16 protein-coding genes and 1 pseudogene are annotated in these 18707 nt (G+C 64.4%); 12 read left to right on the forward strand and 5 right to left on the reverse strand.

Going from position 1 to position 18707, the window contains the following annotated elements; translation table 11 throughout:
- Positions 1 to 60 precede the first annotated feature (60 nt).
- The 7 genes and pseudogenes from CK222_RS12750 to CK222_RS12780 form a co-directional block, all read left to right on the forward strand.
- On the forward strand, positions 61 to 1566 hold the full coding sequence (locus CK222_RS12750; protein ID WP_067004128.1) for an altronate dehydratase family protein: 1506 nt from the start codon (positions 61 to 63) through the stop codon (positions 1564 to 1566).
- Positions 1567 to 1609: 43 nt separating this feature from the next.
- A complete protein-coding gene (locus tag CK222_RS12755) occupies positions 1610 to 2608 on the forward strand; it encodes an aldo/keto reductase (RefSeq protein ID WP_095800595.1) in 999 nt (332 codons plus the stop codon).
- Between the two features lie 191 nt (positions 2609 to 2799).
- Positions 2800 to 3795, forward strand: a complete 996-nt coding sequence (locus tag CK222_RS12760; RefSeq protein WP_067004132.1) for an ABC transporter substrate-binding protein — start codon at positions 2800 to 2802, stop codon at positions 3793 to 3795.
- A gap of 154 nt (positions 3796 to 3949) precedes the next feature.
- Positions 3950 to 5503: a sugar ABC transporter ATP-binding protein gene (locus CK222_RS12765; protein WP_095800596.1), complete on the forward strand. Its 1554-nt coding sequence runs from the start codon at positions 3950 to 3952 to the stop codon at positions 5501 to 5503.
- Complete coding sequence (locus tag CK222_RS12770; RefSeq protein WP_095800597.1) at positions 5500 to 6465, forward strand: ABC transporter permease; 966 nt, start codon at positions 5500 to 5502, stop codon at positions 6463 to 6465. The genes CK222_RS12765 and CK222_RS12770 overlap by 4 nt, the downstream gene beginning before the upstream one ends.
- Positions 6466 to 6533: 68 nt before the next feature.
- Positions 6534 to 7550, forward strand: a complete 1017-nt coding sequence (locus CK222_RS12775; RefSeq protein ID WP_095800598.1) for a zinc-binding alcohol dehydrogenase family protein — start codon at positions 6534 to 6536, stop codon at positions 7548 to 7550.
- 84 nt (positions 7551 to 7634) lie between these two features.
- Positions 7635 to 7874 (forward strand): annotated as a pseudogene (locus tag CK222_RS12780) (transposase); the annotation flags it as partial.
- Positions 7875 to 8020: 146 nt separating this feature from the next.
- On the opposite strand, the gene CK222_RS12785 reads toward CK222_RS12780, so the two are convergent.
- The 3 genes from CK222_RS12785 to CK222_RS12795 all read right to left on the reverse strand — a co-directional run bounded on the left by CK222_RS12785 (position 8021) and on the right by CK222_RS12795 (position 11352).
- On the reverse strand, positions 8021 to 8872 hold the full coding sequence (locus CK222_RS12785) for a sugar phosphate isomerase/epimerase (RefSeq protein WP_067318957.1): 852 nt from the start codon (positions 8870 to 8872) through the stop codon (positions 8021 to 8023).
- Between the two features lie 84 nt (positions 8873 to 8956).
- The gene (locus CK222_RS12790) at positions 8957 to 10144 is read right to left on the reverse strand and encodes a Gfo/Idh/MocA family oxidoreductase (protein WP_095780126.1); all 1188 of its coding nucleotides are present in this window, start codon (positions 10142 to 10144) and stop codon (positions 8957 to 8959) included.
- 152 nt (positions 10145 to 10296) lie between these two features.
- The gene (locus CK222_RS12795) at positions 10297 to 11352 is read right to left on the reverse strand and encodes a sugar phosphate isomerase/epimerase (protein ID WP_067319631.1); all 1056 of its coding nucleotides are present in this window, start codon (positions 11350 to 11352) and stop codon (positions 10297 to 10299) included.
- Positions 11353 to 11750: 398 nt separating this feature from the next.
- On the opposite strand from CK222_RS12795, the gene CK222_RS12800 reads away from it, so the two are divergent.
- From CK222_RS12800 to CK222_RS12815, 4 genes are read left to right on the forward strand one after another with little or no spacing between them, the layout of a single operon-like run.
- Positions 11751 to 12638 carry a sugar phosphate isomerase/epimerase gene (locus tag CK222_RS12800; protein ID WP_066989944.1) on the forward strand — a complete coding sequence of 296 codons (888 nt, stop codon included), beginning with the start codon at positions 11751 to 11753 and terminating at the stop codon, positions 12636 to 12638.
- A 59-nt stretch (positions 12639 to 12697) separates the two neighbouring features.
- Complete coding sequence (locus CK222_RS12805; RefSeq protein WP_095800600.1) at positions 12698 to 13867, forward strand: mandelate racemase/muconate lactonizing enzyme family protein; 1170 nt, start codon at positions 12698 to 12700, stop codon at positions 13865 to 13867.
- 2 nt (positions 13868 to 13869) lie between these two features.
- Entirely contained in the window at positions 13870 to 14586 is a 717-nt protein-coding gene (locus tag CK222_RS12810) for a FadR/GntR family transcriptional regulator (protein ID WP_067318961.1), read from the forward strand.
- 5 nt (positions 14587 to 14591) lie between these two features.
- Complete coding sequence (locus CK222_RS12815) at positions 14592 to 15569, forward strand: hydroxyacid dehydrogenase (protein ID WP_095800601.1); 978 nt, start codon at positions 14592 to 14594, stop codon at positions 15567 to 15569.
- A gap of 18 nt (positions 15570 to 15587) precedes the next feature.
- Here the strand turns inward: CK222_RS12815 and CK222_RS12820 are convergent, their stop codons facing one another.
- A complete protein-coding gene (locus tag CK222_RS12820; RefSeq protein WP_095800602.1) occupies positions 15588 to 16883 on the reverse strand; it encodes an amidase in 1296 nt (431 codons plus the stop codon).
- A gap of 114 nt (positions 16884 to 16997) precedes the next feature.
- On the opposite strand from CK222_RS12820, the gene CK222_RS12825 reads away from it, so the two are divergent.
- Entirely contained in the window at positions 16998 to 17345 is a 348-nt protein-coding gene (locus CK222_RS12825; protein ID WP_095800603.1) for a GFA family protein, read from the forward strand.
- 63 nt (positions 17346 to 17408) lie between these two features.
- On the opposite strand, the gene CK222_RS12830 is transcribed toward CK222_RS12825, so the two are convergent.
- On the reverse strand, positions 17409 to 18620 hold the full coding sequence (locus tag CK222_RS12830; protein WP_095800604.1) for an MFS transporter: 1212 nt from the start codon (positions 18618 to 18620) through the stop codon (positions 17409 to 17411).
- Positions 18621 to 18707: the final 87 nt, after the last annotated feature.

The following is an 18707-nucleotide window of genomic DNA, read 5'->3' on the forward strand; positions in this document are numbered from 1 at the left end:
TCCTCAAACGGGCGCATGTCAATCCGCCCACACTCCCAGGTTTACCCAGGACAGCCGCCCGTGAACGCCGCAAGCACCATTCTTCTTTCCCCCGCCGACAATGTCGCGGTCGCCAATGGCCGCATCGAGATCGGTGCGGCGCTGCCCGGCGGCGCGGTTGCGGTGGCGGCGATCGACCCAGGGCACAAGGTGGCGATCAAGCCGATCGCGGCGGGCGAAGCGGTGGTGAAATATGCGCAGGCGATCGGCCGCGCCACTCAAGCCATCGCGCCGGGCGAGCACGTCCACTCGCACAATCTGGTGTTCGAGAGTGGCCGCCTGCCGGTGGTGCCGCCGAGCGAGGCCGAGCACGCCACCGAAGCGGACCGCAAGCGCACCTTCATGGGCTATCGCCGCGCCGATGGTCGCGCCGGAACGCGCAACTTCATCGGCATCATCGCCAGCGTCAATTGCTCGTCCACCGTCTGCCATGCGATCGCCGACGAGGCCAATCGCACGCTTTTGCCGAAATATCCCGGCATCGACGGTTTCGTGCCCATCGTCCACGGCCAGGGCTGCGGCATGAGCGCCACCGGCGACGGCATGATGGTGCTGCACCGCACGCTGGCCGGCTATGCTCGCCACCCGAATTTCGGCGGCGTGCTGATGGTCGGTCTGGGCTGCGAGGTCAACCAGCTCACCCTTTATGGCCAAAAGGGCGTCGCGGCGGGAAAGCGGCACTTCAACATCCAGGAGGCCGGCGGCTCGCGCAAATCCGTCGAGCGGGCGATGGGCGTGCTGGCCGAGATCGCCGAGGAGGTCGGCCAGTTGCAGCGCGAACCGATCCCGGTCAGCGAGATCGTCGTCGGCCTGCAATGCGGCGGCTCGGACGGCATGTCCGGCATCACCGCCAATCCGGCGCTGGGGGCGGCGGTCGATATTCTGGCCGGCTGCGGCGGCATCGGCATCCTGTCCGAGACGACCGAGATCTACGGCGCCGAGCATCTGCTTGCCTATCGCGCCGCCTCGCCCGAGATCGCAGCCAAGCTCGACGGCTTTGTGAAATGGTGGGAGGACCATACAGCCAAGCACGGCGCCTCGATCGACAACAATCCCTCGCCGGGCAACAAGCGCGGCGGCCTGACCACGATCCTGGAGAAATCGCTGGGTGCTGTTGCCAAGGGCGGTCAGACGCCGCTCAACGGCGTCTTCGGTTACGCCGAGAAGGTCAGCGGCAGCGGCTTGGTGTTCATGGACACGCCCGGCTACGATCCGGTCTCGGCCACGGGCCAGGTGGCCGGCGGCGCCAATGTCATCGTCTTCACCACCGGCCGCGGCTCCTGCTTCGGCTGCCGTCCGACGCCATCGATCAAGGTCGCCACGAACTCGACCATGTACCACCAGATGGAAGAGGACATGGACGTCAATTGCGGTGTCATCGCTTCCGGCGAGAAGACGATCGCCGGCATGGGCCGCGAGATCTTCGAGCTGATCATCGAGACGGCGTCCGGACGCAAGACCAAGAGCGAGGCGTTCGGCTACGGCGACAACGAGTTCGTGCCCTGGCATCTCGGCGCGACGCTCTAGATAGTCGAAACGACCGCCGGTCGAACGGCAAAGGGAGGCTTTGATGAACAAACGCCGGATCGGCGCGACCGCGCTCGAAGTCACCGAAGTCAGCTTCGGCGGCGCCGCCATCGGCGGCCTTTATCGCGCCTGTCCGCGCGAGCCCGCAATGGAAACGCTGCAAGCGGCCTGGGACGGCGGGCTGCGTTACTTCGACACCGCGCCCTTCTACGGCTTCGGCCTGTCGGAGCGGCGCACAGGCGATTTCCTGCGTGAGAAGCCGCGCTCCTCCTATGTGCTCTCGACCAAGGTCGGCCGCCTGTTCCGGCCGGTGCCGGAGGACCAGGTTCCCGATCACTCCTATGTCGACCCGCTGCCCTTCGCGCTCGATTACGACTATTCCTATGACGGCATCATGCGCTCGGTGGATTTTTCCTACGCGCGGCTCGGCCTCAACAAGATCGACATCCTGTTCGTCCACGACATCGGCGTCTACACGCATGGCGTCGAGAAGACGAAGCTGCATTTCCGTCAGCTGATGGACGGCGGGCTGAAGGCGCTGGAGGAGCTGAAATCGTCCGGCACGATTTCCGCCTACGGTCTTGGCGTCAACGAGGTCCAGATCTGCCTTGACGTGCTTCGCCGCGCGCCGCTCGACTGCATCCTGCTCGCCAGCCGCTATTCGCTGCTTGATCGCAGCGCCGAGGCCGACCTGCTGCCGCTTTGCCGCGAGCGGCGGACCTCGCTGATCATCGGCGGCGTCTTCAACTCGGGCATATTGGCGACGGGACCGGTGCATGGCGCGCATTTCGACTATCTGCCGGCGAGCAAGGATATTCTCGACCGCGTCAGCGCAATGGAGCGCATCGCTATCGGAGGTGGCTATCCGCTGGCCGCTGCCGCGTTCCAATTCCCTCTGCACGAGCCTGTCGTTGCCTCGGTGCTGACCGGCACCGCCAAGCCCGCTAATCTGACGCGCAATCTCGAACTGCTGGATGTCAAGGTAGCGGCGGCGGAATTTGCCAAATACGATCCTTATACGATCGTCCAGCAGCTTGGCTGAGATGCGGAGATCCAGCAGACCGATCAGCTGCCACGCCATCACGCAAACGGCATGAGACACCGCTTGCATCGATCAGGGCAATGCACTATCAAAATCGAGCAAATGTTTTTTATTGATAAAGGTCTGTTTGGCTTGCGCCTATCCAGATGGAGCTTCCGAACCTTCACCGGGCGATTTTAGGGAGGAACCTAATGAAATTCGTAACCAGCCTTCTCAACCGCCGCGCCTTCGTGGCTTTAGCCGCCGCCTCAATGCTCGCCGGTGCGATGCATTCGGCACCCGCCTCGGCGGCCGACGTGACCATCCCAATCATCGTCAAGGACACGACTTCGTTCTACTGGCAAATCGTGCTGGCCGGCGCCCGCAAGGCCGGCAAGGATCTCGGCATCAACGTGCCGGAGCTCGGCGCCCAGGCCGAAACCGACGTCAACGGTCAGATCTCGATCCTCGAGAACGCCGTCGCCGGCAATCCGGCCGCGATCGTGATCGCGCCGACCGAGGCCAAGGCGCTCGGCAAGCCGATCGACGAGGCGGCGACCAAGGTCAAGGTCATCGGCATCGACTCCAGCGCCGAATCCAAGGCCTTCACCTCCTTCCTCACCACCGACAACGTCCAGGGCGGCCGTGTCGCGGCTGACGGTCTCGCTGCCGCGATCGGCGCCGCCAATGGCGGCAAAGTCGAGGGCAAGGTTGCGCTGATCACCGCGCTGCCCGGCGCCGGCTCGCTCGAGCAGCGCGCGCAAGGGTTCAAGGAACAGCTCAAGGCGAAATATCCCGGCCTCGAACTGGTCGCCGACAAATATGCCGACGGTCAGGCCACCACCGGCCTCAACATCGCGACCGACCTGATCACCGCCAATCCGGACCTCAAGGGCATCTTCGCCTCGAACCTGATCATGGCGCAGGGCGTTGGCCAGGCGATCGCCGAGAACAACCTCGCCGGCAAGGTGGCGCTGATCGGTTTCGACAGCGACGAGAAGCTGATCAAGTTCCTCAACGACGGCGTCATCTCCGGCCTCGTCGTCCAGGATCCATACCGGATGGGCTACGACGGCATCAAGACCGCCTTAGCCGCCTCGAAGGGCGAGAAGGTCGAGGCCAATGTCGACACCGGCGCCAATCTCGTGACCAAGGACAACATGAAGGATCCGAAGATCGACGCGCTGCTCAACCCGAAGCTCAACTGATCTTCGCGACATTCGTTTCCGGGGCTTCGCCGCCCCGGAAACATCGCCGCGGACAGTTTGGAAATCCGCCGGCTTACTTTAGGCTCTGCCTTCTAGATGCGCGCCAGACGCATCGCTGCGTATCCAACGGTTGGATCAATCTGGGAGGATTGTTATGACGTCGACGGCGCAGGAACTGCACCCGCCCCCCACGCTGAAACCGGGCAGGACCATCCTCGAGTTGAAAGGCCTGGAAAAGCGCTATCCCGGCACGCATGCGCTGAAGCCGGTGGACCTTGCCTTCAAGTCGGGCGAGATCCACGCCATCGTCGGCGAGAACGGCGCCGGCAAATCGACGCTGATAAAGCTTTTAACCGGCGTCATGCCGCGCACCTCCGGCGAAGTCGTCTGGGAAGGTAAACCCGAGGCGCTGGCCACGCCGCACGAGGCGATGGCGCTCGGCATCAATGCCGTCCACCAGGAGGTCGTGCTTTGCCGCCACCTCACCGTCGCCGCCAACATGTTCCTCGGCGAGGAGAATTCCCGCTTCGGTCTGTTGCAGCAGCGCGCCATGGTGAAGGAAGCGCAGAAGATCATCGATGGGCTCGGCTTCGACCTGCCCGCGCATGTTATGCTCGGCGACCTCACCATCGGCCAGCAGCAGCTGATCGCCGCCGCCCGCGCCACGGTACGCGGGACAAAGTTCCTCATCTTCGACGAGCCGACCGCCTACTTGACCCGCAAGGAGGCCGACCAGTTGTTCAAGCTGATCCGCCGGCTAAAGGGCGAAGGCGTCACCATCATCTATATCAGCCACCGCATGGAGGAGGTGTTCGAGCTTGCCGATCGCGTTTCGGTGCTGCGCGACGGCACGCTCGTCGGCACCCGCAACATAGCCGAGACCAGCGAGCCGGAACTGGTCAAGCTGATGATCAATCGCTCGATCGAGCAGATCTACCACAAGGAGCATTTCACGCCGGGCGCGACGATCGTCGAGACGCGGAATCTCTCCGGCAAGGGTTTCGAGAACGTCTCGGTGACTGTCCGCGCGGGCGAGATCGTCGGACTTTACGGCTTGATCGGAGCCGGCCGCAGCGAGTTCGTCACCACGCTTTACGGCCGCCACAGGAAGTCGGCCGGTCAGATCCTATGGCAAGGCAAGGAGGTGCAAGTCAACTCCGAGCATGACGCGATAAGGCTCGGCATGGCCCTCGCCCCCGAAAGCCGCCGCGACCAAGGCCTTTGTCTCAACCTGCCGGTCGGCACGAATCTCAACCTGCCGATCTACAAGCGCATCTCGAGCAATCTTCTGATCTCAGGCTCGCGCGAGAAGGCCGAGGCCGATCGCCAGATAGCCGATCTCAGGATCAAGACGCCGACCCGCCACGCGCTGGCCTCCAGCCTGTCGGGCGGCAACCAGCAGAAGATCGTCATCGGCAAATGGCTGGCGCATGGCGCCAAGCTGTTCATCTTCGACGAGCCGACGGTCGGCGTCGATGTCGGCACCAAGGCCGAGATTTACCGGCTGTTCTCGACGCTTCTGTCCAAGGGCGCTGGCATCATCCTGATCTCGTCCTACCTGCCGGAAGTCTACGAGCTCGCCGACACGCTGCATGTGTTCCGCCGCGGCAAGCTGGTCGCCACGCATGGCTTCCGCACCGCCAGCCATGAGGACATTTTGGGCCAAGCGCTGGCCGAGAAACAAGAAAAGACGGGAGGACAAAAATGAGCACCGAGGCGATCCCCGCCGAAAAGCCGAAACGCAATTACAACGCCTTGTTCGGGCTGACGCTGCTCGGCTTGTTGCTTTTGATGTGGATCGTGCTGGCGGTCGCCACACCCTCCTTCGCCACGACGCTCAACATCACCAATCTTTTGCGTCAGGGTTCGCTGATCGCCATCCTCGCGGTCGGCCAGACCTTCGTCATCATCACCGGCGGCATCGATCTCTCGGTCGGTGCCGTGGTCGGCTTCACCACCGTCATCGTGGCGCTTCTGATCAATGCCGGCTGGCCGATCTGGGCGGCTGTGCTCATTACCTTGCTCGCCGGGGTCGCCATCGGCCTGTTCCACGGCTTCGGCATCGTCAAGATGGGCCTGCCGCCCTTCATCATCACCCTGGCCACGATGACGTCGCTGCGCGGCATCGGCCTCTTGATGACCAACGGCAATTCGATCTCGATCAACAGCGACCCTTTCCAGGCCTTCTCGCGCGGCTCGCTGCTCGGCATCCCCTATCTGTTCTGGATGGTGATCCTGGTCGCCATACCGTCCTACGTGTTCCTGCACCACACGCGCTGGGGCCAATATTTATTCTCGGTCGGCTCCAATGCGGAGGCCGCGCGCCTTTCCGGCGTGAACGTGCCGCGCACCATCTTCATGGCCTATATCCTGTCCGGCCTGCTCGCGGCTTTCGTGGGTGTGCTGCTTGCCTCGCGCATCGGCATCGGCAACCCGACCCAGGGCGACACCTATGAGCTGCAGGCTATCGCCTCGTCGGTGATCGGCGGCACCTCGCTGTTCGGCGCCATCGGCTCGGTGCATGGACCGCTGATCGGCTCCTTCATTCTTTCGACGATCAACAACGGCGCCAACCTGCTCAACGTCAACACCTTCTGGCAGCGCGTCATCACCGGCCTGCTGATCATCGTCATCGTCTACTTCGACGGCCTGCGCCGTCGCGGCAAATAATCGTTCCTGAAATGACGCGCCGGCTCCGATCGAGCGGGGCCGACGCCCCTTAAACACTGGATCAGCGCATGAAAGCCGTCGTCTGCCGCTCGCCTGGCGACCTTGTTCTCGAAAACCGCGCCGAACCCGGCGCGCCGCCGCCCGGCTGGGCGCGCATCGCAGTCAGCCATGTCGGCATCTGCGGCACCGACTATCACATCTTCGAAGGCAAGCACCCGTTCCTCGCCTATCCGCGCATCATGGGCCACGAGGTCTCGGGCACGGTCGTCGAGCGAGGTGACGGCGTCGAGCTTGCTATCGGCGAGCCGGTGATCATCAACCCGTATCTCGCCTGCGGCCAATGCGTTGCCTGCCGGCACGGCAAGCCGAACTGCTGCGTGAGGATCGAGGTGCTCGGCGTCCATCGCGACGGCGCCATGTGCGACGAGATCCTGGTGCCGGCGCAAAATCTTTATCCGGCAAATGGCCTATCGCTGGGTGATGCCGCCGCCGTCGAATTCCTGGCCATCGGCGCACACGCCGTGCGGCGCTCGCTTAGTGCGCCCGGCCAGCGCACGCTGATCATCGGCGCCGGTCCGATCGGCCTTGGCACGGCACTGTTCGCCCGCATCGCCGGCCTCGATGTCAGCCTGCTCGACATGAGCACCGAACGGCTCGCTTTCGCCGAAAGCGAGCTCGGCTTTGCCGCGCTCGACGGCTCGAAAGCACAGGCAGCCGATCTGGTGCGGCAGGCGTCCGGCGGCGAAGGCTTCGACCTTGTGTTCGACGCCACCGGCAACACGCAGTCGGTGCAGTCCGCCTTCACCCATGTCGCGCATGGCGGAGCGCTGGTTTTGGTCAGCGTCGTCAAGGACGACATCACCTTCTCCGATCCCGAGTTTCACAAGCGCGAGATGACGCTGGTCGGCAGCCGCAATGCGCTCAGAGCAGACTTCGACCATGTCGCCGCCTCGATCCGCAACGGCGCCGTGCCGCTGGAGAAACTCGTCACCCACCGCACGACCCTTGCCGATACGCCGCGCGATCTAGCGCGCTGGGCGCACGAAAAATCCGGGTTGATCAAAGCGGTTATCGAGGTTGGATAGGGAGGCCCGACCCGCCCGTCGATGACGACCTCAGGGGTTGTCGCCCTTGATGACGACGTCGAAGGCTAGTCGGAGGCGACTGGCGTCCATGAGCGGTTGTTGCGCCATGCGCTGGCCAAGTCCGGCGTGCCGTTCTCGCCGCACAACCCGGCACACACCCACCACTATGCGAAGTCGACAAGACGGCGCGCCAAGACCGATCGTCTCGATGCCGCACAAACCTCGCAGCCGCTCAGGGTCCAAGAACTGGCCATCATCGCCGTTGCAAGGAAGCTCCTGGTCGTCCTCAATGCCATCATTCGAGACAAAACAGCCTTCGCATGAACACAGTAATGCCGTTCCCTAAGCCGTAGAATGCAGCCGGTGCAGAATTGCATCGTGGCGGAGCGTCGACGTCACGGAATGGGTCCTCGGGTCTCGGCGTCCGCTTCGCTCCCGCTCCGCCCGTGGATGACGAATGGAGAGGGCGTTTAAGCGGCAGCCTTCCACCCATCTCTGATATGCCGATACCCTTCGCGATAAACTGCCTCCGGGCTCTCTGCGAAATCCCGCCACACCTTGGTCGCAGCCGCCAGATCCTTCAGTGATCGGCCGAACGACTCGATCGTAAGCCAATCGTCATAGCCGCTCTTGCGGATCGCCGCGAAAGTTTCCTTCCAGGGGACGTGGCCGCGCCCCGGCACGCCGCGGTCGTTCTCCGAAATATGGATATGGACGACATTTTTGCGGTTGCGCGTATAGGCGCCGATCGGATCGGCCTCCTCGATATTGGCGTGAAAAGTGTCGTACATCGCCTTGATGTGCGGCCGGTCGATCGCGTCGACATGCTCGGACAGGTCGTCCATCGTGTTGACCAGATAGCACTCGAAGCGGTTCAGCGCCTCAAGCCCGATGGTGACGCCCCTCTTGCCGGCATGATCGCCAATGGCCCGCTGCGAGGTGACTGAGCGCTTCTTCTCGGCCGCTGTCGGCCCGCTGCCGGAAAAGGCGCCAAGCGTAGAATGCAGCGGCCCGCTCAGCCTGTCCGCGCCGAGCGCCGCGCTGCAGTCGATCGCCCATTTCATGTATTCGATGCCGGCCCTGCGCGTTGCGGCGTCGGGCGAGATCAGGTTCATCGCCGGGTCGCCCATCGCCGAGACCGCGGTGCGCTCCAGTCCGATGCGATCGAGCATCTCGCCGAGCTTCTTGTAGTCATCCGGTTCGCCCGCGAAGACCGGTATCTCGACGCCGTCGAAGCCGGTTGCCTTGATGTCCTTCAGCAGCGCCTCGTGCTTTTTCGAGACGCTCGTCGTCCACAAGAACATGCACATGCCGATTTTCATCGACACCCCTCCTCTGCGGCCAACCACTTGCGCTAGCGGGTCACAATCCCCCTCATCCGGCCCGTGCCGTCGCCGAGCCCGCCTTTATAGCCTCGTCCACGCCCCGTTCTTCTTCGACGACTTCACGCACGCCTCGATGAAGGCCATGCCTTCGACGCCGTCCGCGATCGTCGGGAAGGCGACATCCTTGGCAAGCTTGCCGCCCTTTTTGCGCGCCGCGCGGATGGCGCGGGCCGCTTCCTGGTAGATATTGGCGAAGCCTTCGAGATAGCCCTCCGGATGGCCGGAGGGCACGCGGCTGACGCGCGCCGCTACCGGCATCGCGCCGGCGCCCGCCCGGGTCAGCAACTGCTTCGGCTGGCCGAAGGGCGTGTACCAAAGATAGTTCGGGTCGGCCTGGACCCATTCGAGCCCGCCCTTCGAGCCGTAGATGCGCAGCTTCAGCCCGTTCTCGTGGCCGGGCGCCACCTGGCTCGCCCAGATCATGCCCTTGGCCGGATGCTTGTTGCCGACCGGCTTGAAGCGCAACAGCACATTGACGTTGTCGTCGAGCTGGCGTCCCGGCACGAAGGCGTCGAGGTCGGCCGAAAGGGAATCCAGCTCGAGCCCCGAGACGAAGCGGGCGAGGTTGTAGGCGTGCGTGCCAATGTCGCCGAGCGCGCCGCCGGCGCCGGCCTGCTTGGGGTCGGAGCGCCATGAGGCCTGCTTCTGACCGGTCGCGGCTAGGTCTTCGGTCAGCCAGTCCTGCGGATATTCCGACTGCACGATGCGGATGTCGCCGAGCATGCCCTTGGCCACCATCTCGCGCGCCTGCCGCACCATCGGATAGGCTGTGTAGTTGTGGGTGAGCACGAACACCTTTCCAGCTTTCTCGACCAGTGCGGCAAGCTTCTTCGCCTCGGCGAGCGAGGTCGCGAGCGGCTTGTCGCAGATGACGTGGATACCCGCCTCCAGGAAGGCTTTGGCCGCCGGCACATGCACATTGTTGGGCGTGACGATCGCCACTGCCTCGATGCCGTCCGGGCGTTTGGCTTCGGCCTTGGCCATCTCGGCATAGGAGCCGTAGCTGCGTGACGGATCGAGCCCGAGTTCTTCGGCCGAGGCCTTCGCGCGCGCCGGGTCCGACGACAGCGCGCCGGCCACCAGCACGAAGTCGTTGTCCATGCGCGCCGCAATCCGGTGCACCGCGCCGATGAAAGCGCCCTGCCCGCCGCCGACCATGCCGTAGCGGATCGGGCCGCCTCCCGTTTCCGATTTCGATGCGCCGACCATGCTTTCGTTCTCCCTCATGTTGGTTAGCTCCCCCTTGAGGGGAGGTCGATCCGCACAGCGGATCGGGTGGGGTCGCCGGGCGTGGATCTCGGCATAAACCGACCCAGCCCGGCCCTTTGGGCCACTCTCCCCTCGAGGGGAGGATAAAGGTGCTAAATCCCCATCATCGCGCGCAGCAGCTTCTTGTCGCTGGTGCCGCCGGCGAAATCATCAAAGGCCCTTTCGGTGACCCGGATGATATGATGCTGGATGAAGGGTGCGCCTTCGGCCGCGCCGTCCTCGGGATGCTTGAGGCAGCATTCCCATTCCAGCACCGCCCAGGAATCGTAGTTGTACTGGGTGAGCTTGGAGAAGATGCCGCTGAAATCGACCTGCCCGTCGCCGAGTGAACGGAAACGCCCGGCACGGTTCACCCAGCCCTGATAGCCCGAATAGACGCCTTGCCGCCCCGTCGGGTTGAACTCGGCATCCTTGACGTGGAAGGCCTTGATCCGCTCGTGGTAGATGTCGATGAACTCGAGATAGTCGAGCTGCTGCAACAGGAAGTGCGACGGGTCGTAATTGATGTTGCAGCGCTTGTGGCCGCCGACCGCGTCGAGAAACATCTCGAAGGTCGCGCCGTCGAACACGTCCTCGCCTGGATGGATTTCGTAGCCGATATCGACGTCGTTCTCGTCATAGACGTCGAGGATCGGCTTCCAGCGCTTGCCAAGCTCGGCAAACGCCTCCTCGATCAGCCCAGGCGGCCGCTGCGGCCACGGATAGAGGTACGGGAAGGCGAGCGCGCCGCTGAAGCTTACCGACGCCTTGAGGCCGAGATTCTTCGATGCTTTGGCGCCGAATTCCATCTGCTCGACCGCCCATTTCTGCCGGGCCTTCGGATTGTTATGCACCTCGGGTGGCGCAAACCCGTCGAACTGCGCGTCGTAAGCCGGATGCACCGCCACCAACTGCCCCTGCAGGTGCGTCGACAGTTCGGTAATCTCGACGCCGGCTTCAGTGCAGATGCCCTTGACCTCGTCGCAATAGGTTTTCGACGACGCCGCCTTTTTCAGGTCGAACAGGCGTCCGTCCCAGGTCGGGATCTGTACGCCCTTGTAGCCGAGCCCGGCCGCCCATTTGGTGATCGAAGCCAGCGAATTGAACGGCGCGGCGTCGCCCGCGAACTGCGCCAGAAACAGGCCGGGACCCTTCATCGTCGTCGGCATCGCATCCTCCCTCTCTCGTTCTCATGGACCAAGCATAGCGCCGATTGAAGCGAGGGCTAGCCTCTTCGACCGTTCGTCTCGGCGCGACAAGCAGCGGCATTCTGGTATTACCAAATACGGCTGTTTGGTCAAGCGGCCAGAAACAGCTGGAATACGATCCGCACGATTGCCGAAAGGTAGCTTAATCTATTCAAATCAAAGCATTGACTGATGGGTTGAGCCCAATAGGTGGTCTCCTTGCCGTTACTGTGAATTTGCTGTAGAGGTTCTGTCAGGCCCAATTGGTCGAACCAGTTTCGAGAAAAAACACTGGAACGCCGTGGGGAGGAGATCATGCGACGGGCTCGGTGGAGAACGCCGCGAAAAAAGTGACAGGCGAATTCTGGGAAGGATAGACCATGCATCTTTCGACGCACAACTGGATGCGGGCGGAGCCGCTGGAGGTGACGCTGAAGCGCATCAAGAAGTTCGGCTATGAGTCGATCGAGATTTCCGGCGAGCCCGAGCAGTACAAGACCAAGGAAACACGCGCGCTCCTGAAGGAGCACGGCATACGTTGCTGGGGTTCGGTGACGCTGATGCTGGGCGAACGCAACCTTGCCGCCAAGAACCAGGGCCAGCGCGAGCGATCGGTACAGTATGTCAAAGACGTGCTGACCATGGTCAGCGAGCTTGACGGCGAGATCATCACGCTGGTTCCCGCCACCGTCGGCAAGGTGGTGCCCGACGGCACGGAGGCGGAAGAGTGGGGCTGGGTGGTGGACGCCACGCGCGAATGCTTCGCGCATGCCAAGAAGGTCGGCGTCAAGATCGCCGTCGAGCCGCTCAACCGCTTCGAGACCTACCTCTTCAATCGTGGTGCCCAGGCGCTCGCGCTCGCGGATGCGGTGAGCCCGGAATGCGGCGTCTGCCTCGACGCCTACCACATCCATATGGAGGAATTTAACGTCTATGACGCCATCCGCCAGGTCGGCAAGCGCCTCTACGACTTCCATGTCGCCGACAACAACCGCTTCGCCGCGGGTCTCGGCCAGATCGACTGGCCGAAGATCGTCGGCACGCTGAAGGAGATCGGCTATGACGGCGCGCTGACCAACGAGTTCGTCGCGCCGGTCGACCGCACGCCGGCCGCCCCCTATCCGGAGATGGTGGAGCGCAACCCGGTCGACATCTCGCCCGAGCAGCTCAAATTCATCCAGGATCACGGCTCCAGCGTGCTCACCGAGAAGTTCTACACCGATCAGATGCGCATCACCGCCGAAACGCTGCTGCCGCTGATCAAGTAGACGGTCCGATTTGGAGCTTAGCCCTACCGTCCTGGCCGGGCGGCGGGCCGGGGATCAAGATGCGTATAAAAAGCGTCCAGGCCTGGTGGGTTCGTATACCGATCGAAGTCGCAAAGCAGCATCGCAGCGACTTCGGTCAGGTGACGACGTTCGACGCCGCCATCCTGCGCGTCGAGACCGACGACGGCCTGGTCGGCTGGGGCGAGGGCAAGAACGCCGCCGGCAGCGCCGGCAGCTATGGCGCGCTGGTCCACATGCTGAACCACGAAATTGCGCCGCAGCTCATCGGCCGTGATCCGGCCGATATCGGCATCATCTGGGAGATGCTCTACAACGGCGTGCGACACCACACGGCGGCCCATGCCGGCCATGCCATGCCCCAGCTGGCGCGGCGCGGCATGAGCGTGGCGGCGATCAGCGCGGTCGACATCGCGCTTTGGGACATCCTCGGCAAGTCGCTGGGGCAGCCGGTCTGGCGGCTGCTCGGCGGCCGCAAGGTCGAGCGCATGCAGGCCTATGCCTCGGGCGGCTGGGCGCCAGCCGATACCATCGGCGACCAGCTCAAATCCTATATCGCCAAAGGCGGTTTCAAGGCGCTGAAGATGCGCATCGGCGCCATGGACGGCGCCCCGCATATCTCCGCCGCGCGCGTCCGCGCCGCCAGGGAAGCGATCGGTCCTGACGTCGAACTGATGGTGGACGCGCACGGCACCTACACCGTCGCCGAGGCCAAGCGCTTCATCAGCCTCACCGCCGATCTCGATCTGGCTTGGTTCGAGGAGCCGGTGATCGCCGACGACAAGCACGGTATGGCCGAGGTGCGCGCGTCCGGTTCGACCCCGATCGCCACCGGCGAGAGCGAGGCGACCCGCTATGCCTTTCGCGATCTGGCCGTGCTGAAATCGGCCGACATCTTCCAGCCTGATCCCGCCTTCTGCGGCGGCATCAGCGAGGCGATGAAGATCGGCACCATCGCCAGCGCCTTCAACCTGCGCTTCGCGCCGCATCTGTGGGCCGGCGCGCCCTGCTTCTTCGCCGGACTGCATGTCTGCGCGGCTTCCCCCGCGACCTTCATCGTCGAGTATTCGCTGGGCGCCAATCCGATGATCCACGATCTCGTCGAGGAGACTGTCGAAGCAAAGGACGGTATGATAGCGATCCCTGAAAAGCCCGGATTGGGTTTCACCGTTTCGGAGCGATTCCTGGAGGCGCACGCGCTACGCATTTGACGATGAAAGAAAAGAACCTTCTTGCGGAACTCGCCGCCTATCTGTTCTCCAACTCGGACAAGGAGTCGGGCCGCACGCCGTCGGAGCGCGAGCTGGCGGAGCATTTCGCCGTCAGCCGCGGCCAGATCCGCGAGGCGCTTGCCATCCTCGAAGCGATGCGCATCGTCGAGCGCCGCGCCAAGTCCGGCATCTATATCGATACCAAGCAGGCGAGCGTGGAAGCGTTAGCGCTTTTCGCCCGCGCGGGCCTGCCGCTGGATCCGGTGCAGATCTACGAGACCGTCGAGCTGCGCAAGATCCACGAGATCAAGGCGGCCGAGCTTGCCTGCTCACGCGCCACCGAGGAGAATTTCGAGCGGCTGCGCGAGATCCTGAAGGCTTCCGAGGAGCGCATCGCCGCCGGCGAAGGCCTCGCCAAGGAAGACCGCGAGTTCCACCTCGAGATCGTGCGAGCGACCAAGAACGGCGTCTTTCACAACATCTGCAGCGTCTACTACCTGATGGGCGAGCAGCGCCTGCCGATCTATTTCAACGATCTGGAGCGCAGCATGCGCTCGCATGCCGAACACATCCAGATCTACGAGGCGCTGTTGCGCCGCGACGGCAACCTCGCCCAGGCGCTGATGAGTGCGCACCTGCAAGGGGCCGAGAGCTACTGGAAGGGGATTATCGAAGGTCGCTGGACCGAGCCGAAAAGCGCGGCGCTCGAAAGGGCCTGAGCTTCATGCGCAAGATCCTGTCGACGCACCCGCTACATCCGCGCGCGACAGGCATGCTGGCGGGAGCCGGCCGGTTGGTCGTCGCCTCCGCGCTCGATGCAAAAACGCTGGCTGCCGAGGCGAAAGACGCCGACATCGTCATCGTCCGAGCGCCGCTGCCGCCGGAGCTGTTCGCAGGCGCGTCCCTGTTGCGCGCCGCGATCCGCCATGGCGCGGGACTGGACATGATCCCGGTCGAGGCGGCCACCGCCGCCGGCGTGCTGGTGGCGAACGTGCCGGCCGTCAATGCCCGCTCGGTGGCCGAACATGTGGTGTTCACGGCATTGGCGCTGCTCAGGCGCTTCCGCATCATGGATCGCGACCTGCGCGCCAAGGGCTGGCTCGCCGGGCGCGAGCACGCCAATTCGACCAGCGAGCTCGCCGGCAAGACGATCGGCATTGTCGGCCTCGGCGCCGTCGGCCAAGCCGTCGGCCACATCGCCGCGCACGGCTTCGATCTCAAGGTCGTGGCGACGACGCGCAGCCTGCGCCCGGCGCCCGAGCGCGTCGGCTTCCTGTCGATCGACGCGCTGGTCGAGCAGAGCGACATCATCGTGCTCTGCTGCCCGCTGACTGAGGAGACCCGCGGCCTGATCAGCCGCGAGCGCATCGCCCGCATGAAGCCCAATGCGCTGTTGATCAATGTCTCGCGCGGGCCGGTGGTCGATGACGAGGCGCTGATTGAAGCGCTGCGAAGAGGCCGCATCGGCGGTGCGGCGCTCGACGTCTTTGCGACCCAGCCGCTGCCGCCGAGCCATCCCTATTTCAGCTTTGACAACGTGATCATCACTCCGCATATGGCCGGCATCACCGAGGAATCGATGATGCGCATGGGCGTCGGCGCTGCGAACGAGGCCTTGCTGGTGCTTGCCGACAAGCTGCCGGTCAACCTGCGGAATCCGGAAGTGATCGAGCGTTACCGTCGGCGCTTTCCGGCCGACTGATTGCGCCGCTGCACCACCTCAACCGCTCAGCAAAGCCTCCACCGCGGCAGCAATTCCGAGCAGACGTCGGTCGTGCCCATGCCTCGCCACCAGCATCAGCCCAGCCGGCAGCTTCGTGCCCGGCATCGGCAGCGAGATCGCACAGAGATCGAACTGGTTGGCGACCTGCGTGTTGCGCAGGAGCAAGCCTTCCGTCCTGTCGCGTAGCGCTTCGTCGCCGGCCATCGCCACGATCGACGGCGCGACCATCGGCGCGGTCGGCAGAGCAAGCGCGTCGACCGCTTGCAGCCGTTCCGTCATGGCCGCGACCAGTTCCGCCCGGCGACGGATTGTCCTGATATAGGCGGAAGCGGGAACCGCCAGCGCGCGCGACAAAGGCCCGCTGACATGTGGGTCGACGGGCACCGAGGCCCCGGTCGCCAGCCAGTCGGCATGCACCTCCGCACCCTCCATCGACGCGATCGAGGCGCGCATGGTCGCCGCGCGCATCCCGCCAATGAGGTCATCGATCGATAGATCGGCAACGCGCGCCCCTGCCCGCTCCATCTGGCTGGTGCACGCCTCAAAGGCCGCGGCGACGTCGGCTTGCGTGTCATCAAAGAGCCGGCCGCGCGGAACACCGATGCGCAGACCGGCGAGCGGGATCGGTTGAAGCGCCATCGGCTCCTCCCCAGCCATGATCGCGTCGGCAACCGCGCAATCACCGACGCTGCGGGCGAGCGGACCGATCGAATCCAGTGTCGCCGACAAGGGAAAGGCACCATCCAAGGGCACGCGCCGGGCCGTCGGCTTGAAGCCGACGACGCCGTTGAGCGAGGCCGGGATGCGAACCGAGCCGCCCGTGTCCGAGCCGATCGAGATCTGGCTGCTGCCTTCGCCCACCGCAACGCCGGCGCCCGATGAAGAACCGCCCGGGATCAGGCTGGCATCCGCCGCATTGCCCGGTGTGCCGTAGTGCAGGTTGTCGCCGATCGCGGTGAAGGCGAATTCGGTCATGTTGGTCTTGCCGAGGATCACTGCGCCCGCCTGGCGCAGCCGGCGCACGATCGCCGCGTCCTGCGCGGCGGGCTGAGCACCGGCGAGCATCGCCGAGCCTGCCCGGGTCGGCTCGCCGGCGACATCGAACAGATCCTTGATCGACACGACCACGCCATCGAGCGGCCCGAGGCAGACCCCGGCTCTTTGCCGCGCGTCGGCTGCATCCGCTGCGGCGAGCGCCGCTTGGGTATAGAGCTTGACGTAGACCTTTTCGTCAGCCGCGCGATTGGCAAGACGTGACAGGATGATTTCGAGACGGTCGCGCACGGATTGCATGTCGATGTCGGACTCCGCAAGGATGCAACGTCTTTTAAGGCAGCCGATTTGGCTAGCGGGATGGATAACCCGGCAAGGGTGCCTTTGCACCTGCCAGCGATAGGAAAGAGACTGATGCTGTACAAAGGCAGTTGCCACTGCGGCAAGGTGGCTTTCGAGGTCGCAGGCGAGCTCGGCGGCGCCGTGCGCTGCAACTGCTCGATCTGCGCGCGCAAGGGGGCGCTGCTTTGGGCCGTGCCGCACGACAGCATGCGCCTGGTTGCCTGGGGCGACGACCTCGGCAAATACACCTTCGGCAAGGGCTTGATCGCGCATCGCTTCTGCCGGACTTGCGGCATCCATCCCTTCGCCGAGGATGTCAGTCAAGGCAGCGAGCGCAGCGCCTACATCAACATCAATTGCCTCGACGGCATCGATCACGCCGCCATCGAGGTATTCGAGTTCGACGGCCGCTCGGCTTAGTCCAGACTGCATCGCTCTGCCGACAAGCCGGCCGTACCGGCTGGCTTGTCGGCCCAAGGTTAATCAAACCTGTTTCGGCCCGACGGCGAAAGTCACCAGCGCCGCGAGCAGCGTTGCCATGGCACCGTAGCCGAATGCGCTGGCTACGCCGGCATGGTCGACCAGCAGGCCGCCGAAGACTGCGCCCAGCGCGATCGCCACCTGGAACGTCGCTACCATCAGGCCGCCGGCGCTCTCGGCCTGGTCGGGAGCGGCGCGCACCAGCCAAGTCTGCAGCCCGACCGGCACCGCGCCGAAGGCAAAGCCCCATGCCGCAACTGCTATTGCCGCAATCACCGGTGAAGCGCCGATGGTGAGCATGGCAAGCGCCGACAGCGCGATCAGCAGCGGCGCCAATCCGACCGCAAGCTTCAGATTGCGCTCGGCCAGGAAGGCGCCGGCGAAATTTCCGAAGAAGCCGCCGATGCCATAGGCGAGCAGCACCAGCGAGATGGTCTCGATCGGCATGACCGGCACCATCTCCAGGAATGGCCGCACATAGGTGAAGCCGGCAAACTGTCCCGAGGCGACGAGCAGCACGACCAGCAGGGCGATGCGGATCGTCCGCCGCTTCAGCACCTCGATCAGCGTGCGAAAGCTCGCCACGGCCGTCGGCGGCAGGCTGGGGATGGTGGCAAGCTGTACGAGCAGCGTCAGCGCGCCGACGACCGCCGCGATCATGAAGGCCGTACGCCAGCCCCAGATGTCGCCGACATAGGCGCCGACCGGCGCCGCGGTGACGGTCGCCACCGATACGCCGGTCAGGATGATCGACATTGCGCGCGGCATCAGCCGCATCGGCACCAGTCGCATCGCCATGGCGGCCGACATCGACCAGAAGCCGCCGAGCGCGACGCCCAGCACCACGCGAGCCAGAAGCAGCATCGTGAGCGAGGAGGCGAAGGCGGCAAGCAGGTTGGAGACGATCAGAAGCACGGTGAGCAGCCACATGACCAGCCTGCGGTCCAGCCGCTTGGTGACGATGGCCATCGTGGGTGCTGCGATCGCGCCGACGACGGCCGTCGCCGTCACGGCCTGGCCGGCGGCGCCTTCGCTGACGCCGAGATCCTGCGCCAGCCGCGTCAGCAGGCTGGCGGGCAGAAACTCGGCGGTCACCAAGCCAAACACGCCGAGCGCCAGCGAGACCACCGCGCCCCATACAGGCTCGCTTCGCTCCTCGGCTTCGGTTCTATCGAGAACAGCGGCATCGATGACGCCTGTGGCGGGTTCGGTCATGGGAAATCTCCGATCTGTTTTGCGGCGCCATTTGGAAGACCGCCAGTTCGGGATCCACCCGTTACAGGCCTGGCGCGCGACGCTGCA

This window comes from Mesorhizobium sp. WSM3866 (genome assembly GCF_002294795.1).
GTDB lineage: Bacteria > Pseudomonadota > Alphaproteobacteria > Rhizobiales > Rhizobiaceae > Mesorhizobium.

Excerpts from the sequence above, each read along its gene's own strand:
- CK222_RS12810 (WP_067318961.1), top strand. The coding sequence starts at position 13,870 with ATGAAAGAAAAGAACCTTCTTGCGGAACTCGCCGCCTATCTGTTCTCC.
- CK222_RS12830 (WP_095800604.1), bottom strand. The coding sequence starts at position 18,620 with ATGACCGAACCCGCCACAGGCGTCATCGATGCCGCTGTTCTCGATAGA.
- CK222_RS12755 (WP_095800595.1), top strand. The coding sequence starts at position 1,610 with ATGAACAAACGCCGGATCGGCGCGACCGCGCTCGAAGTCACCGAAGTC.
- CK222_RS12760 (WP_067004132.1), top strand. The coding sequence starts at position 2,800 with ATGAAATTCGTAACCAGCCTTCTCAACCGCCGCGCCTTCGTGGCTTTA.
- CK222_RS12765 (WP_095800596.1), top strand. The coding sequence starts at position 3,950 with ATGACGTCGACGGCGCAGGAACTGCACCCGCCCCCCACGCTGAAACCG.
- CK222_RS12825 (WP_095800603.1), top strand. The coding sequence starts at position 16,998 with ATGCTGTACAAAGGCAGTTGCCACTGCGGCAAGGTGGCTTTCGAGGTC.
- CK222_RS12770 (WP_095800597.1), top strand. The coding sequence starts at position 5,500 with ATGAGCACCGAGGCGATCCCCGCCGAAAAGCCGAAACGCAATTACAAC.
- CK222_RS12815 (WP_095800601.1), top strand. The coding sequence starts at position 14,592 with ATGCGCAAGATCCTGTCGACGCACCCGCTACATCCGCGCGCGACAGGC.
- CK222_RS12820 (WP_095800602.1), bottom strand. The coding sequence starts at position 16,883 with ATGCAATCCGTGCGCGACCGTCTCGAAATCATCCTGTCACGTCTTGCC.
- CK222_RS12795 (WP_067319631.1), bottom strand. The coding sequence starts at position 11,352 with ATGCCGACGACGATGAAGGGTCCCGGCCTGTTTCTGGCGCAGTTCGCG.
- CK222_RS12790 (WP_095780126.1), bottom strand. The coding sequence starts at position 10,144 with ATGGTCGGCGCATCGAAATCGGAAACGGGAGGCGGCCCGATCCGCTAC.
- CK222_RS12800 (WP_066989944.1), top strand. The coding sequence starts at position 11,751 with ATGCATCTTTCGACGCACAACTGGATGCGGGCGGAGCCGCTGGAGGTG.
- CK222_RS12775 (WP_095800598.1), top strand. The coding sequence starts at position 6,534 with ATGAAAGCCGTCGTCTGCCGCTCGCCTGGCGACCTTGTTCTCGAAAAC.
- CK222_RS12785 (WP_067318957.1), bottom strand. The coding sequence starts at position 8,872 with ATGAAAATCGGCATGTGCATGTTCTTGTGGACGACGAGCGTCTCGAAA.
- CK222_RS12805 (WP_095800600.1), top strand. The coding sequence starts at position 12,698 with ATGCGTATAAAAAGCGTCCAGGCCTGGTGGGTTCGTATACCGATCGAA.